Annotated in this window: 16 protein-coding genes; 4 read left to right on the forward strand and 12 right to left on the reverse strand. The window is 64.7% G+C overall.

All coding sequences use genetic code 11. The features are described from left to right. Positions 1-78 precede the first annotated feature (78 nt). From AC07OK_RS06930 to gcl, 6 genes are read right to left on the reverse strand one after another with little or no spacing between them, the layout of a single operon-like run. A complete protein-coding gene (locus tag AC07OK_RS06930) occupies positions 79-933 on the reverse strand; it encodes an urea transporter (RefSeq protein WP_494689609.1) in 855 nt (284 codons plus the stop codon). Between the two features lie 32 nt (positions 934-965). Continuing rightward, the gene (gene pyk / locus AC07OK_RS06935; protein WP_494689610.1) at positions 966-2,405 is read right to left on the reverse strand and encodes a pyruvate kinase; all 1,440 of its coding nucleotides are present in this window, start codon (positions 2,403-2,405) and stop codon (positions 966-968) included. Between the two features lie 14 nt (positions 2,406-2,419). After that, positions 2,420-3,688 carry a glycerate kinase type-2 family protein gene (locus AC07OK_RS06940; RefSeq protein ID WP_494689611.1) on the reverse strand — a complete coding sequence of 423 codons (1,269 nt, stop codon included), beginning with the start codon at positions 3,686-3,688 and terminating at the stop codon, positions 2,420-2,422. Beyond that, positions 3,688-4,695 (reverse strand): 2-hydroxy-3-oxopropionate reductase, encoded by a 1,008-nt coding sequence (locus AC07OK_RS06945; protein WP_494689612.1) that lies wholly within the window; start codon positions 4,693-4,695, stop codon positions 3,688-3,690. Before AC07OK_RS06945 ends, AC07OK_RS06940 begins: the two co-directional genes overlap by 1 nt. After that, positions 4,613-5,392 carry a hydroxypyruvate isomerase gene (gene hyi / locus AC07OK_RS06950; RefSeq protein ID WP_494689613.1) on the reverse strand — a complete coding sequence of 260 codons (780 nt, stop codon included), beginning with the start codon at positions 5,390-5,392 and terminating at the stop codon, positions 4,613-4,615. The genes AC07OK_RS06945 and hyi overlap by 83 nt, the downstream gene beginning before the upstream one ends. Positions 5,393-5,403: 11 nt before the next feature. Then, positions 5,404-7,179 (reverse strand): glyoxylate carboligase, encoded by a 1,776-nt coding sequence (gene gcl, locus AC07OK_RS06955; RefSeq protein ID WP_494689614.1) that lies wholly within the window; start codon positions 7,177-7,179, stop codon positions 5,404-5,406. A gap of 131 nt (positions 7,180-7,310) precedes the next feature. On the opposite strand from gcl, the gene AC07OK_RS06960 reads away from it, so the two are divergent. After that, positions 7,311-8,219: a LysR family transcriptional regulator gene (locus tag AC07OK_RS06960; RefSeq protein WP_217942814.1), complete on the forward strand. Its 909-nt coding sequence runs from the start codon at positions 7,311-7,313 to the stop codon at positions 8,217-8,219. Here AC07OK_RS06960 and AC07OK_RS06965 read toward each other — a convergent pair. Together AC07OK_RS06965 and AC07OK_RS06970 are read right to left on the reverse strand one after the other, a co-directional pair. Continuing rightward, entirely contained in the window at positions 8,164-8,847 is a 684-nt protein-coding gene (locus AC07OK_RS06965) for a PEP-CTERM sorting domain-containing protein (protein WP_494689615.1), read from the reverse strand. The genes AC07OK_RS06960 and AC07OK_RS06965 overlap by 56 nt on opposite strands. An 11-nt stretch (positions 8,848-8,858) precedes the next feature. Next, positions 8,859-9,248 (reverse strand): hypothetical protein, encoded by a 390-nt coding sequence (locus AC07OK_RS06970; RefSeq protein ID WP_494689616.1) that lies wholly within the window; start codon positions 9,246-9,248, stop codon positions 8,859-8,861. 126 nt (positions 9,249-9,374) lie between these two features. Here AC07OK_RS06970 and AC07OK_RS06975 point away from each other — a divergent pair, with 126 nt between their 5' ends. Continuing rightward, positions 9,375-10,115: a DUF481 domain-containing protein gene (locus AC07OK_RS06975; protein ID WP_494689617.1), complete on the forward strand. Its 741-nt coding sequence runs from the start codon at positions 9,375-9,377 to the stop codon at positions 10,113-10,115. 54 nt (positions 10,116-10,169) lie between these two features. Continuing rightward, positions 10,170-11,381 carry a formate-dependent phosphoribosylglycinamide formyltransferase gene (gene purT / locus AC07OK_RS06980; RefSeq protein WP_494689618.1) on the forward strand — a complete coding sequence of 404 codons (1,212 nt, stop codon included), beginning with the start codon at positions 10,170-10,172 and terminating at the stop codon, positions 11,379-11,381. On the opposite strand, the gene AC07OK_RS06985 is transcribed toward purT, so the two are convergent. Further along, a complete protein-coding gene (locus AC07OK_RS06985) occupies positions 11,359-11,766 on the reverse strand; it encodes a RidA family protein (RefSeq protein WP_494689619.1) in 408 nt (135 codons plus the stop codon). The genes purT and AC07OK_RS06985 overlap by 23 nt on opposite strands. A 75-nt stretch (positions 11,767-11,841) precedes the next feature. Here AC07OK_RS06985 and AC07OK_RS06990 point away from each other — a divergent pair, with 75 nt between their 5' ends. Further along, complete coding sequence (locus AC07OK_RS06990) at positions 11,842-12,567, forward strand: ArsR/SmtB family transcription factor (protein ID WP_494689620.1); 726 nt, start codon at positions 11,842-11,844, stop codon at positions 12,565-12,567. On the opposite strand, the gene AC07OK_RS06995 is transcribed toward AC07OK_RS06990, so the two are convergent. From AC07OK_RS06995 to AC07OK_RS07005, 3 genes are read right to left on the reverse strand one after another with little or no spacing between them, the layout of a single operon-like run. Continuing rightward, a complete protein-coding gene (locus AC07OK_RS06995; RefSeq protein WP_494689666.1) occupies positions 12,530-13,285 on the reverse strand; it encodes a LytR/AlgR family response regulator transcription factor in 756 nt (251 codons plus the stop codon). The two genes, AC07OK_RS06990 and AC07OK_RS06995, sit on opposite strands and share 38 nt — an antisense overlap. A gap of 20 nt (positions 13,286-13,305) precedes the next feature. Continuing rightward, the gene (locus tag AC07OK_RS07000) at positions 13,306-14,499 is read right to left on the reverse strand and encodes a sensor histidine kinase (protein WP_494689621.1); all 1,194 of its coding nucleotides are present in this window, start codon (positions 14,497-14,499) and stop codon (positions 13,306-13,308) included. Positions 14,500-14,516: 17 nt separating this feature from the next. Then, positions 14,517-16,016, reverse strand: coding sequence for a carotenoid oxygenase family protein (locus AC07OK_RS07005; protein WP_494689622.1), 1,500 nt, complete (start codon positions 16,014-16,016; stop codon positions 14,517-14,519). Between the last annotated feature and the right edge of the window lie 5 nt (positions 16,017-16,021).

Genomic DNA, 16,021 nt, shown 5'->3' on the forward strand with positions numbered 1-16,021 from the left:
CTCCTAGCGCCAACGGCCAAGCGGGCTTCTTGAAAGCTTTATCGCGGGTGATCCTACACGTTTCCCAAGGGGAAATTTTCACGAATAGTCACATCCATTGGATCTTTTTATCGGCATGCTCAAGAGCAGCCAGGTTGTTGCGACAAAAGGCAGCGTGAAGCAGGCTATGTCCAACGCACCGAGCGCCACGCACAGCAGCGCGCATGCTCCAGCCCCGGTGAACGGCCAATGGCCTGGCATGCGGAATGCATAGAGCGCAATCGCCGCCAGAATGCTGTTCAGGCCAACGGCTGCGGCATAGTGGTCCAATTGCGCGGCAGGCCAGGTATGCGTTGCGGCACCCAGGATGCACCACGCGATGCACGCGCCGCCAGCGGCCCGTGCCGCCATGCGCCAGCGAAGCCAGGCGAAGCATGCGAGTAGCAGTCCACCCGACAGCACTCCGCCAGCGCAGGCGATCTGGCCGAATGAAGACGAAAGAAAAACCGGCAAGCTGACTGCGCGCGCCCCGACATCGGCGGCCCAAAGCGGAACCAGGCCAAGGTCCGGTGCAAGCGCGCCAGCCAGCGACATCACCGCGACGAACGGCGCGGTCAATACCGGCAAGCGCGCGCCTTGCGCCACGCGGCAGACGACGGCCGTGCCGCCGCCGGCCAGCGCAACGACCAGGCATGACGCCAGTGATAACGCATAGCTAGCGCCAAAGCACGCGCCAATGAGCGCAGCGTTGTAGCTGTAGAGGCCCTGATGCCGTTCGGCCTCCGGAAACCTCAGCAGCCATGCGGTGGCGCTGGCGCAGCCGGCGCCGAGCACGCAAGCAGCGGCCAGCGCCGGCCCGTTCAGATACAAACAAAGCAGCAGCACGGTACCGAATATCGGCGAGTCCTGGGAGTAGATCTGCGCTATCGCCGTCAACTGGCGTCGCAACACCATAGGCACTGCAACGCGAGGCGACGACGATAGAATCACGCTGCCGCCGGCTCGTCGTCCGGCCAGATCTGCGCGATACGCAGCAAGTTGGTGCTGCCCGGCTGGCCGAACGGCACGCCCGCGGTGATCGCGATCTGGTCGCCCGGCTTGCCGAAGCCTTCCCGCAGCGCCGCCTGGCAGGCAGCAGCCACCATGCGGTCCACATTGCGCACGTCGGGGCTGACCGTCGAATGCACGCCCCACGCCAGCGCCAGGCGACGCGCCGTCGACAGGTTAGGCGTGATGCTCAGGATAGGCGCCATCGGCCGCTCGCGCGCCGCACGCAGGCTGGTGTGGCCGGAGCTGGTGTAGGTCACCGTCGCCACCGCGCCGACGATCTGCGTCACATCACGCAGCGCCGAGCAGATCGCGTCGCCGCTGTTCGGCATTGGCGCCTGGTTCTGGGCGTCGATCATCTGACGGTACAGCGGATCCTTCTCGACCTCGCAGATGATGCGGTTCATCATGGACACCGCTTCCGTCGGATAGGCGCCGCTGGCCGATTCGGCCGACAGCATCACCGCATCGGCGCCGTCATAGATCGCACTGGCGACGTCCGAAGCCTCCGCCCGCGTCGGCACCGGCGCCGAAATCATCGACTCCAGCATTTGCGTGGCGATCACGATCGGCTTGCCCTGCAGGCGGCAGGCGCGCAGGATGCGTTTCTGCACGCCCGGCACGCGCTCCGGCGGAACTTCCACGCCAAGGTCGCCGCGCGCCACCATGATCGCGTCGGAAACCGCGACGATGGCGTCCAGCGCGTCCAGGGCCGCCGGCTTTTCCAGCTTCGCCAGCAGCGATGCGCGGTTGCCGACGATGGCGCGTGCCTGCACCAGATCCTCCGGCCGCTGCACAAACGACAGCGCTATCCAATCGGCGCCCATTTCCAGCGCAAAGTCCAGGTCGCGCAGATCCTTCTCGGTCAGCGCCGGAATAGGCAGCACCACGTCCGGCACGTTGACGCCCTTGCGGTCCGACAGCACGCCGCCGTTGACGACCCGGGTACGGATTACGCGGCCTTCATTGCCCAGCACCGCCAGCCGCAGCTTGCCGTCATCCAGCAGCAGCGACTGTCCCGCGCCGATCACTTCGAACAGCTCCGGGTGCGGCAGGCAGACGCGCTGCGCGGTGCCAGGCGCGGTGTCGCGGTCGAGCGCAAACTCCTGCCCCGCCACCAGCGTTACTTTTCCCTCGGCGAACTGGCCCACGCGCAGCTTGGGGCCCTGCAGATCGGCCAGGATGGCGATCGGCCGGCCGACGCTGCGTTCGATTTCGCGCACGATGTTGCAGCGCGCCTGATGATCCTGATGGGTGCCGTGGCTGAAGTTAAAGCGGAACACATCGGCGCCCGCTTCAAACAGAGCCTGGATGGCTTCCTTGCTGCTGCTGGCCGGGCCGAGCGTGGCCACGATTTTGGCCTGACGTTGACGTCGCATTGGGTATTCCTTTTTTACAGAATTAAAACGGCGCGGAAGTCGTTGACGTTGGTGCGGGTCGGACCGCTGACCACCAGGTCGTTCAACGCGCTGAAGTAGCCGTAGCCGTCGTTGTTTTCCAGCAGAGTCTTGGCCCGCAGCTTCTGCGTCAGGCCGCGTTCCAGCGAGTCCGGGCCGTACAGCGCGCCGGCGTTGTCCTCGGAACCGTCGATGCCGTCGGTATCGCAGGCCACCGCATGGATGCCGGGATGGCCGTCCAGCGCCACCGCAAGGCTGAGCAGGAATTCGGCATTCCGGCCGCCGCGCCCCGAACCGCGCACCGTGACCGTGGTCTCGCCGCCGGAAATGATGACGCAAGGCCGCTGGAACGGCTGGCCGCGCGTCGCCACCTGCCGGGCCATCGCCGCGTGGACGATGGCGACATCGCGCGATTCGCCTTCAATCCCGTCGGACAGGATGTAAGGCGTGATGCCCACCGCGTGCGCATGCGCCGCCGCCGCTTCCAACGCGTCCTGCGCGATGGCGATGACGTGATGGCTGTTGCGGGCGAAGCGTGGATCGCCCGGCTTCGGCGTCTCGCCGGCGCCGGATTCCAGGTGCTCGCGGATGCTGTCCGGGATGGCGATGTCGTACTTGCGCAGCACCGCCAGCGCGTCGGCGCAGGTGGTGGGATCGGGCAGTGTCGGACCGCTGGCGATGATGCCGGGATCGTCGCCAGGGACGTCCGAAATCAGCAGCGTGACCACGCGAGCCGGCGCGCAAGCCAGCGCCAGCCGGCCGCCCTTGATGGCCGACAGGTGCTTGCGCACGCAGTTCATCTCGGAGATCGCGGCGCCGCTCTTGAGCAAGGCCTTGTTCAGCGCCTGCTTCTGTTCCAGCGTGATGCCGGGCGCCGGCAATGCCAGCAGCGAGGAGCCGCCGCCGGAGATCAGGCACAACACCAGATCGTTCTCGCTCAGGCCCTTTACCATCTCCATCATGCGGCCGGCGGCGGCAAGTCCCGCTTCGTCCGGCACCGGATGGGCCGCTTCGATCACTTCGATGCGCTCGCAGTCCACGCCATGCTCGTAGCGCGTGACGACCAGCCCGGAGATGTCACCTTTCCAGTGGCGCTCCACGGCGCGCGCCATGGCGGCGGCGCCCTTGCCTGCGCCGATCACCAGCGTGCGGCCGTTCGTCGGCGGCTCCGGCAGGTAGGCCGGCAGACACTTCTCGGCACTGACAGCGTCCACCGCGCTGCCATACAGATCGAGCAGGAATTGGCGTGGATTCAGGGTACTCATTACGCCTCGGCGATCTGGTGGTTGGACATGATTTCGATCGCGCGGCACAGTGCCGAGTGGTCCATGCCGCCCAGGCCATTGGCCGCGCAGGCATTCATCAGCTCCTGCGCCATCGCGGTATTCGGCAGCGACACGCCCATCGCCTTGGCGCCTTGCAGGGCCAAGTTCAAGTCCTTCTGGTGCAGTTCGATGCGGAAGCCCGGATTGAAGGTGCGCTTGACCATGCGCTCGCCGTGCACTTCCAGGATGCGGGAGTTGGCGAAGCCGCCCATCAGCGCCGAGCGTACCTTGGCAGGATCGGCGCCGGCCTTGGATGCGAACAGCAGCGCCTCGGCCACTGCCTGGATGTTCAGCGCAACGATGATCTGGTTGGCGACCTTGGTGGTCTGGCCGTCGCCGTTGCCGCCGACCAGGGTGATGTTCTTGCCCATCAGTTCAAACAGCGGCTTGACGATTTCGAACGCCGCTTCCGAGCCGCCGACCATGATCGTCAGCGAACCGGCCTTGGCGCCGACTTCGCCGCCGGACACCGGCGCATCCAGATATTCGCAACCGAGCGCATTGATCTTCTTGGCGAATTTCTTGGTTTCGATCGGCGAGATCGAGCTCATGTCGACCACGATGGTGTTCGGACGCAGGCCCTTGGCCACGCCTTCTTCGCCGAACAGCGCAGCTTCAACGTGCGGGGTATCCGGCACCATGACGATGATGATGTCGGCGCGCGCGGCCACTTCGGCGGCCGAGGTGCAGACCGTCGCACCGGCTTCGATCAGCGGGAACGGCGGGTTCTTGATGTCGTGCAGGTACAGTTTGTGGCCGCCGTTCAGCAAGTGCTGCGCCATCGGTGCGCCCATGATACCCAGACCAATAAATCCAACTCGAGACATGATATTTTCCTTGTAAAGATGTGGTTTAAACGCCGAATTAAACGCCGTGAGCGGCGCGCCAGCCCAGGCCCGCTTCCGTCGTGGTGCGCGGCTTGTATTCGCAACCGATCCAGCCGTCATAGCCGGAGGCGTCCAACTGCTCGAACAGGTAGCGGTAATTGATTTCGCCGGTGCCTGGTTCATTGCGGCCGGGGTTATCCGCCAGCTGCACGTGGCCGATCAGCGGCAGGTGCTTCTTGATGGTGTTCGTCAGTTCGCCTTCCATGCGCTGCATGTGATAGATATCGTACTGGATGAACAGGTTGTCCGAACCGGTGGCGGCGATCAGCGACGCCGCCTGCGCGGTGTTGGTCAGGAAGAAGCCGGGAATGTCGTAGCTGTTGATCGGCTCAATCAGCAGGCGGATGCCCTCGTCCTTCAGCGCCGCGGCGGCGAAGCGCAGGTTGTCCACCAGCGTGACCTGCGCGTCCTGCCGCGTCACGCCCTGCGGCAGAATGCCGACCAGGCAATTGACCTGCTTGACGCCCAGCTCCTTGGCGTAGGCGATGGCGGTCCAGACGCCGTCGCGGAACTCGGCCACACGGTCCGGGTGGCAGGCGATGCCACGCTCGCCGGCTTCCCAGTGACCCGCCGGCAGGTTATGGAGCACCAGTTCCAGCTGGTTGGCCTTCAGGCGCTCGGACAGGTCGCGGGCGCTGTAGGCATACGGGAACAGGAACTCCACCGCCTGGAAGCCGGCGCGGGCCGCTGCCTCGAAGCGCTCGATGAACGGCACTTCGGTGAACAGCATGGTCAGGTTGGCTGCAAGTTTGGTCATGACGATTCCTCTCAGTCCAGCAGCGAGATTGCGGTTGGTGCGTCGGTGCCGCGCAGCGCCAGCTCTTCGAACTCGTTGACCTTGTCGAGGTCGGTGCCCATGGCGATGTTGGTCACGCGCTCCAGGATCACTTCCACCACCACCGGCACCTTGAACTCTTCCATCCACTTGTGGGCTTGCTCGAAGGCGGCCGGCAGATCGTCTGCGTTCAGGACGCGGATCGCCTTGCAACCCAGGCCTTCCACCACGGCGACGTGATCGACGCCATAGCCGTTCAGCTCAGGCGCGTTGATGTTCTCGAACGCCAGCTGGACGCAGTAGTCCATGTCGAAGCCGCGCTGGGATTGACGGATCAGGCCCAGGTAGGAGTTGTTGACCACAACGTGCAGGTATGGCAGCTTGAATTGCGCGCCCACCGCCAGTTCTTCGATCATGAACTGGAAGTCGTAGTCGCCCGAAATCGCCACCACTTTGCGCTGCGGGTCGGCGGCGACCACACCCAGTGCTGCCGAGATGGTCCAGCCCAGCGGACCGGCCTGGCCGCAGTTGATCCAGTGGCGTGCGTTGTACACGTGCAGGAACTGCGCGGCGGCGATCTGCGACAGGCCGATGGTGCTGACGTAGCAGGTGTTGCGGTCGAAAGCCTTGTTCATTTCTTCGTACACGCGCTGCGGCTTGACCGGCACTTGTTCGAAGTGAGTCTTGCGCTGCATGGTGCGCTTGCGTTCCTGGCACTGCGATACCCAGGCCGAGCGGTTTTTCAGCTTGCCGGCGGCTTTCCATTCGGTCGCCACTTCGATCATCAGCTTCAGCGCGGCGCCTGCGTCGGAGACGATGCCGAAGTCCGGGCCGAAGACGCGACCGATCTGGGTTGGCTCGATGTCGATGTGGACGAACTTGCGGTCCTTGGTGTACACCTCGATGGTGCCGGTGTGGCGGTTGGCCCAGCGGTTACCGATGCCGAACACGAAGTCCGATGCCAGCACGGTGGCGTTGCCGTAGCGGTGGCTGGTCTGCAAGCCGGCCATGCCGACCATCAGCGGGTGATCGTCCGGGATGCAGCCCCACGCCATCAGCGTCGGGATCACTGGAATGCCGGTCAGTTCGGCGAATTGCACCAGCAGCTCGGAGGCGTTGGCGTTGATCACGCCGCCGCCCGGGGTCAGGATAGGGTTCTCGGCGTCGTTCAGCATCGTCAGCGCTTTTTCGATCTGGGCGCGGGTGGCTTTAGGCTTGTAGGCCTCGAGCGGCTGGTAGGTGTCCGGATCGAATTCGATTTCGGCCATCTGCACGTCGAACGGCAGGTCGACCAGCACCGGGCCTGGACGGCCGGAGCGCATGATGTGGAAGGCCTGCTGGAACACCATCGGCACCAGCGCCGGCTCACGCACGGTCACGGCCCACTTGGTCACCGGCTTGGCGATCGATTCAATATCGACTGCCTGGAAGTCCTCTTTGTACAGGCGGGCACGCGGGGCCTGGCCGGTGATGCAGAGGATAGGTATGGAATCCGCCTGGGCCGAATACAGGCCGGTGATCATGTCGGTGCCGGCCGGGCCGGAGGTGCCGATGCAGACGCCGATGTTGCCGGCCTTGGCGCGGGTGTAGCCCTCGGCCATGTGCGAAGCGCCTTCGACGTGACGCGCCAGTATGTGCTTGGCGCTGCCCTGCTTCTTCAACGCCGCGTAGAATGGGTTGATCGCGGCGCCCGGAACTCCGAACACCTGATTCACGCCCTCTTTTTCCAAAACGATTGCTGCTGCCTGCGCTGCTGTCATCCGTGCCATGATTGTCCCCTGATGGTTAAGTACTGAACTTGATGGGATCATCGTAGCGGGAAAGGCGGCCTGTGATAAGAAGACAAACTCTCGCTTTATTCGATACTCAAAATATGGAATAAGTGTGGAATAATCTGCATATGGATAAATTGACGCAAATCGAGGCCTTCGTCGACGTGGCCGAAAAGGGCAGCCTGGTACGCGCGGCGATGGGCCAGCACATCACGCCCGTCATGCTGGGCAGGCGTATCGACGCGCTGGAAAAGCGCCTGGGGGTGAAGCTGATGCACCGCACCACCCGCCATCTGACGCTGACCGAACAAGGCACGCTATACCTGGACCATTGCCGCAAATTGCTCGCGGATCTGGGGCATGCGGACCGCATGGTGTCCGAGGGACGGCACCGCGCCACCGGCCACCTGATCGTCTCGGCGCCAGCCGCCTTCGGCCGCAAGCATGTGGCGCCCCATGCGGCGGGTTTTGTGCGCGCGCACCCGGACGTGCAGATATCGTTCAACCTGACCGACCGCGTGGTCGATCTGGTGCGGGATGGTTATGACGTCGGTATCCGCATTGGCGGCGTGATCGATCCCAGCTTCGTCGCCGTCAAGCTGGCAAGCAACCGGCGCGTGGTATGCGGCACGCCGGAATACTTCGAACGCCACGGCATTCCGCGCACGCTGGACGATCTGTCGCAGCACAACTGCCTGGCCTTCAACCTGCAAGGCGGCCAACAGCGAGGCTGGTACTTCCAGGATCATGGCAAGCAGGTGACGGTGCGGGCGGATGGCAATTTGAACTGCAACGACGGTGAGCTGCTGCACCGCTGGGCCACGGAAGGACTGGGGCTGGCGTGGCGCTCGTCGTGGGAGATCCAGTCGCAACTGGCGTCGGGCGAGTTGATTACGGTGCTGGACGACTACGCGCTGCCGCAGTACGACATCGTGGCCGTGTATCCGCAGCAGCGACACTTGCCGGCCAAGGTGCGCTTCTTCATCGACATGCTGAAGGAAATCTACGCGCGGCCGGATTACTGGCTGACCAGTTGATGTTCTTGCGACCTGCGACCGCCAGCAACGCCAGGCCTGCGGCCAGCATCAGGTAGCTGGCAGGCTCCGGCACCGGCAACGGATCGACCGGGGATACCGGCAGCACGACCGGTTCCTCATCGACTACCCACGCTCCTATCGCCTGGAACTCGGCGATCGCATAGTGATTGTCGCCACTGGCGGAGATGCGAAACGCCCGCGCCACGACCGGCGTCTCCAACGGCCCACCATACAGGTTTTGTCCGGGAGGGTTGCTGTCCATATCGACGGCCGTCAACCCCTGCCAGACATGGTCCCGGTCGAGGAACTCGATATGGTAGTCGTCATTGCTATCGGCTTCCAGCACCAGCTGACTGACCAACGCAGCATGGGCTAGCGTGATGGTCACGCCACTCTGCGTGCCGGACCAATACACCGAATCGAAATTCCACTGCTGCCCAATCGGATTGAACGCGCCATCCGTCACGCTGTCGAGCCGTGCCATGCCGCCGCCCCACGCTGCGCCCGCAGAGTCGCCGATGCCGGCGCCGTACGTGGTGATATTGGCCAGGTAGGCGACATTGTCATCGGCGCGGGCGCCATAGGCGAACATCATTGCGGTCAGTGCCACAGCGGTGATAGCTCTCATACGGCTCCTCGTTAGCGTAGCGAGACCAGACGCTGCTGACGGCGCATCTCGTCGTGCATCTGCATGGTTTGATATGCCGCCTGCAGCGTTCCAGCGTCCTGCCCCATGCTCTTGCGTACCAAAGGACGCGGCAGATCGGCCCAGCGGCTACGCGGCAGCGACGCTACCGGCAAAACCTCTGGCGCACTCGCTGCCACGAGCGCGCCGCCGCTATTGATCGCGACGCCCACCGCGCCGTCATCGCTGGCGTCCGGCCGGCTCTCCGCCGGACAATCGGCATCGGTCAACAGCACCTTGCCTTCGGCAGATACACAGCGATTCACTGCGGCGCTAGCGCACACAGAACCGGCAACCAGTCCTACACATAACAGCAACTGCGACACTCTGAGCGCGGCGTTCATGATCGATATCCCTTTATAAAGTATATTGATCTTCTCGCAAGCTTGGTTGTTTTTCTGTACGGCCTCGCACGTAGCCTTGACGCCCCTTTGAATGCGTTGTTTTTTGGGCTAAGGTACAATATCGCCATGAAAGCGATCTTCCTCATCCCCACCCTTACCCTGGTCCACGGCCTTGCGGCAGCGGATACCGCCTCTGTACACGGCTGGAACAACTCTGCTGAACTGGGCGCCATCTCCACTTCCGGTAACACGGTCGGTACCTCGGTGACCGGCAAGCTGGATGCCAGGCAGGAGCTGCCTGACTGGAGCAACGAGTACGTCCTGGCCGGCTATTTCAAGGACGAACAGGTCACGCAAGCCGATGGCGAAAAAGTGCGCGAACGTTCCGCCCAGCGCTATTCGTTCTCCGCCAAGGCCGCATACAAGCTGCTTCAGGATCACGACAAGCTGTTCGCGCTGGCCACCCACGTCAACGACAAATTCGGCGCCTACACGCGCTACTCCACCGTGGGCGTCGGCTACGGCACCGAGACTTATAAAACGCCGGACCACAGCCTGGACGTGGAAATCGGCCCTGGTTATTTCAACGGCACCCGTTCAACCGGCGAAGCGGAAAGCGGCATGACCGTACGCGGCGCGGCCAACCTGAAATGGAAATTGAGCGACAGCGCCCTGTTCACCCAGAACCTGAGCGTGGAACGCGGCACCTCGAACATCCATTCGCTGGCCGAGACGGCGCTGCGCACCAAAATCAACAGCACCATGCAGATGAAGGCCGCGTTCAGTGTCCGCAACGACACCAATGTGCCGGAAGATAAAAAGAACACCGATACCCAAACGTCGGTGACGCTGGTCTACTCGTTCTAACAGCGCTGCGCCTGCGCGCCATTTACCGTTTCCCCTTTACTCCCGGACGTTTACATGAACACTCCCCGCATTTTCGGCACTCCCCTGTCTCCTACCGCCACCAAAGTCATGCTGCTCGGCTCCGGTGAACTCGGCAAGGAAGTCATCATCGCCCTGCAGCGCCTGGGCGTGGAAGTGATCGCCGTAGACCGTTACCCGAATGCCCCCGGCCACCAGGTCGCCCACCGCGCCCATGTCATCAACATGGCCGACGGCGCCGCCCTGGCCGCGCTGATCGAACAGGAAAAGCCAGACCTGATCGTGCCTGAAATCGAAGCCATCGCCACCGACACCCTGGCGGCGCTGGAAAAAGCCGGCAAGATCACCTGCATCCCGACCGCGCGCGCGGCCCAGCTGACCATGAACCGCGAAGGCATCCGCTGCCTGGCCGCCGAAACCCTGGGCCTGGCAACGTCGCCCTACCGCTTCGCCAGCAGCCTGGCGGAACTGGAGGCCGCCACCGCCGCCATCGGCTTCCCGTGCGTGATCAAGCCGGTCATGTCCTCGTCGGGCAAGGGCCAGTCCAAGATCGACAGCGCCGCCGAAGTCAAAGCCGCCTGGGACTACGCCGCCGCCGGCAGCCGCGTGGATTCGGGCCGCGTCATCGTCGAAGGCTTCATCGACTTCGACTACGAAATCACGCTGCTGACGGTGCGCTCCATCGGCGCCGACGGCAAGGTCGTGACGCAGTTCTGCGATCCGATCGGCCACGTGCAGGTGCAGGGCGACTACGTCGAATCCTGGCAACCGTGCCGCATGAATCCATTGGCGCTGGAGCGCGCCCGCGACATCGCTGCGAAAGTCACCGGCGACCTGGGTGGCCTGGGCCTGTTCGGCGTCGAGCTGTTCGTCAAGGAAGATATGGTCTGGTTCTCGGAAGTGAGCCCGCGCCCGCACGACACCGGCATGGTGACCATGGCGACCCAGGTGCAAAGCGAATTCGAACTGCACGCCAAGGCCATCCTCGGCCTGCCGGTCAACGTGGCGCTGAAGACGCCTGGCGCGTCGGCAGTGATCTACGGCCAGCACGAGGCGGCGGGCATCGCCTTCGAAGGCGTGGCCGAAGCGCTGCGCGTGCCGGGCACCGATATCCGCCTGTTCGGCAAGCCGGAATCGTTCGCGCGCCGCCGCATGGGCGTGGCGCTGGCCGTGGCCGACGACGTGGAAACCGCGCGCCTGCACGCCAAGGAAGCGGCGGCCAAGGTCAAGCCGGTACTGGGCAAGTAAGCACCGGCCGCGCCGCGACGATTTCCACTTCCACCAGGAAATCCGGCCGCGGCAGGGCCGCCACCACCATCAGCATCGACGCTGGGCGCAGCTCGCCCAGCACGCGGTTACGCACCGCGACGCAAGCCGGCAGGTCCGCGGCGTTGACCAGGTAGTGCGTCATCTTGACGATGTCGGCCGCCGTCATGCCGGCCTGGTCCAGCAACGCCATGATATTCGACCACGCCAGTTCGGTCTGGCCCGCGATATCGCCGGGCAGCGTGCCATCCGCCCGCATGCCCGGCGTGCCCGCGCTGTACAGCCATCGCGCGCCGGCCGGCGCCTCCACCCCATCGGCATATCTCCCTATCCGCTCCGCTACGCCGGTATTGTGCTGTGTGTTCATTGACGCTCCTTGTTATGGACAATGCATCGCATTCTGAGGCAAGATAAGCACTGATAATTCAGCGTGGGATGAACAATGGACGACAATCCTGACATTGCGCTGGTCGCGGCCTTGCTGGCCGACCCGGCCCGCGCCAGGATCGCCTGGACACTGATCGACGGCACCCGCAGGCCGGCGGGCGAACTGGCCTTCGCCGCCAACATCTCGGCGCAATCGGCCAGCGCCCACCTGGCGAAACTGGTCGACGGCAGGCTGCTGGTGGCGGACGCGCAAGGCCGTCATCGCTACTTCCGCATCGCCAGCCCTGAAGCTGCGCACCTGATTGAAAGCCTGGCCTCGTTCAGCATGTCGATCAAGCCCAAAAAGCCGCCGGCGCCGGCGCTGGTGCGCGCGATGCCGCCGCACTTCCTGCAAGCGCGCACCTGCTACGACCATCTGGCCGGCGAACTCGCGGTGCAACTGCTGCAGAAAATGATCGACGACCAGTGGCTGGCGATCGCCGGCCAGGACTACCAATTGACGGAAACAGGCAGGCGGCAGTTGACGGCATTGGGCGTTCCCGACCAGCCGCTGCCAGGAAGCCGGCGCCCGTTCGCGCGCTGCTGTGTCGACCTGACCCAGCGCCGCCCCCACCTTTCGGGCACGCTGGGTGCGGCGCTGTTGGAGATGTATGTGCGGGAGGGCTGGATCTTGCGCGCGCCGCGTTCGCGCGTGGTGAGCGTGACGCCCAAGGGGCACGCGGCCTTCGCCAGGCTGCTGGCGCCTACATCTGCCGGAACAGGTCCACGTAGTTACGGCTGACGACCAGCTGCTCCTCGCGGCCCTTCAGCTCCACCATCAGGCGGCCGCGAAAATCCTGGCGGGTGCCGGCCACGTGGCGCGCGGCGACGATCACGCTGCGGTGTATCTGCCAGAACTGCTGCTCGTCCAGCTGCTCGCGCAGCTTGCTGATCGGCGTGCGGATCAGACTCTCGCCGTCGGCCAGGAACACGCTGGTGTACTTGTCGTTGCTCTGGAAGTAGATCACCTCGTCGATGGCGATCAGCCGCGTGTGTTCGCCCTGCGAGGCGCGTATCCACTGCAAGGTGGGCGCCGGCGCCGGGGCGACGGGGACAGCACCGCCCAACTGCTGCAACAGCGCTTGCAGCGTCGCCGCCGTCACGCCGGCCGCCGCTGCCGGCGCGCTTGAACGCAGCGCGGCTTTCAGCTTGCTGACCGTTTTATTCAGCCGTTCCAGGCTCGCGGGCTTGAGCAGGTAATCGACCGCCGAATGCTCGAACGCCTCCACCGCATACTGGTCGAAGGCCGTCACGAACACGATGTGCGGCGGCTTGGCGCCGGCCACCAGGCGCGCGGCCACGTCCAGCCCCGTCATGCCAGGCATGCGGATGTCGAGGAACACCACGTCCGGTGCCTGCTCGTCGATCATGCGCAGGGCTTCGAGGCCGTTGGCCGCCTTGGCAACCACCTTCAGTTCCGGCCACGCTGTCTTCAGCTGGCCTTCCAGATAATCACGCAGATGTTCTTCATCATCGGCGATCAGGGCACGGAGTGTATCGATGGCGGACTCGCATTTAAAGGCAACATGAGGCGCACCGTCATGCCGCAAGGTTGATTTTCCAATAATTCTACCCTAGCTGCGCCGCCGTACAAACTACGCAGGCGTTCGCGCAGATTGCTCAGCCCTACCCCGCCGCCCGGCTTGGACGACATGGTGCTGCCCGGGCCCACGCCGGTATCGCTGATTTGCAGGTAAATGTGATGGCCCTCCGCGCGCGCGCTGACCACGATCTCGCCGCCCTCCACCTTCGGTTCCAGCCCGTGCGAGATGGCGTTTTCCACCACCGGTTGCAGCAGCATCGGCGCGATCGCGAACTGGCGCAAGGCATCGGGCACTTCGATGCGGTAGCGCAGCCGCTCGCCCATGCGCACCGCCAGCACATCCAGGTAGGCGGCGATCAGCTTGGCCTCGGAGCCCAGCGTGGCCTCCTCGCTGCGGCTGGCCGCCAGGCTGGCGCGCAGATAATCGATAAACCGCTCCAGCATGTGCTGGGCCTTGGCCGGCTGCGAGCCGATCAGGCTCACCACGTTGGCCAGCGTGTTGTACAGGAAGTGCGGCTCGATCTGCGCCTGCAGGGCGCGCAGCCGCGCCTCGGCCAGCAGGCGTGCCGTGAAGGCGATCAGCTCCTGTTGTTTCGCCTTTTCCAGCGCCTGCGCCACGCGCCGCTCGGCGCTGCTGCTGATCAGGTACATCACCAGGGCGATGACCGCGGCCAGCACCAGCGACTGGTTCAGCGCATTGCGGTTGTCCATCACCTGCGCGAAGCCTTTACCGTTCAGCAGCGCGGTCCCCATCCCCAAACCCAGCATCACGCTCGCCCCCACCAGCGCGATGCTGAACACCAGCCGTGGCAAGCCCTTGGCGCGGCGCGGCCAGCCGCCGCTGACGGCGTTGGCCAGCAGGTGCCCGAAGTGGATCAGGAAACCGATCAGGTTGGACACGAACAGCATCGGCAGCCAGTGCCCCGTCACCAGCCGCTCGCTGCCCGACACCAGTACATCGACCACCGTCAAGACCGTGCCCAGGCCACAGTTCCAGATCAGGGTGTACAACAGATTGCGTCCCGTTGACGCCGGCCGGCGCCGGAAGAATGGGATCAGGTCCAGCGGATGCGCCAACCGCGCGTTATCGGCGCACGAAGGCGCCGTGGCTTGCTTGCTGCTGTGGTTCATCGTGGTTTCCAAAATATTCAGGCCGGCAGAAAGTTACCATGAATGCAGGGCGGCGACGCATAAGATAGGCGCGCCATCGCCCGCGGGCCGGCTTTGATGTTGTGCGCATCAAACACGGTCAACACCGTCTGGCCCCGCCGCCCATCCTGGGCGACGCCGACCAGATAGCCGTCGGTCTCGGAGCGGGCGCCGCGCCTTGGCACCAGCACATGCTCCTCCGCCACCCAGCCGGCGTCGAAGCGGTAGCTGTCCGCCTTGCCGCTGTCGATGTCGATCAGGTTCACGGTATTGAAGCTGTCGTCCGGACTGCCCTGCGCCACGCCCATCACCGCCAGCTTGCGGTGGCGTACCGATACCACCTGCGGCGCCACCCTCGGGAATTCGCTGGCGCCGAACAGCCGCGCCTCGCGCGCCTGTCCCGTGGCGTAGTCCAGCGTGATCTGCACCGTGCTGGAGGCGTCGCGGAATGGCCGTATCTCGCCATGCATGACGTCCGCCAGTTCGTGCAGCGTATCGCCCTCGTGCATCACGGCGTCCAACCGGGTGCAGGCGCCGTCTTCAAACGCGTTCCCGAAGTGGAACACCATGCGCGCCGGCAGTTCGAACACCTGGCGCAGTTGCAGCGTATCCTTGGCGATGACCACCACGCGCAGCGGCCGCGTTGCGCCGGCCCAGTGCAGGCTGTCGCCCAGGCTGATCTCAGGCTCGGACTTCATGTCGTAAGGCGGCACCAGGAAGATCAGGTGACGCGCGCTGATGGCGAAGTCGTGCACCATGTTCAGGTCGGGCACCTCGACGATGCCGGTGCGCGCCACCTCGCCGGCCGCGTTCAGGCGATAGATCATCAACTTGTCCGCGCCTGGCATGTTCCCGAAGTTCCACAAGCCGCCGTCCGGGTCGGCCTTGGGATGGGCGGAGAACGGCATGGCCTTCAGGTCCGGGCGCCAGGTCTTGACGCCGCGCGTCGCCAGCGTCTGCGGATCGACTTCGATGGCCGAGCCGCCTTCCCACAGGGCGTACACATGGCCGCCGAACGGCAGCAGGTTGGTATTGGCGACGTTGACCGTGTCGTTGGTCTTGACCGGCCTGCGGTCGATGTAGGTGCCGAAGGCCGGGTACAGGAACTGGCCGGCCGCCGTCTCTTCGATGAACTTCTGGGTGGCGACGAAGCGGCCGCGATGACTGACCTTGCCGCCGCCGAGCTGCCAGCGCTGGACGTAGCCGTCGCCGTCAAACCAGTGGTGATAGCGTTCGCCGCCCAGTTCAAAGCGGCCAGGCCCGTTGCGATAGAACGTCCCTTGCAGGTCGTCCGGCATGCGGCCGTGGACCACCGCATCGCCGGCCAGTTCGCCGGTGACGCCGGCATACGCCGACAGCCTGGCGTCATGCTCGAACGCCTGGTGGAAGCGGCGGTAGGTGTCGCTGTCGGCCAGCGCGGCGCCGGAACTCAGGCCCAGCGCGGCCAGGCTGATACTGCGGGTCAGGAACTGGCGGCGTTCGTTCTTCGCATGGCTCATGTCGA

This window comes from Duganella sp. GW821-FHT07G03, assembly GCF_059418605.1.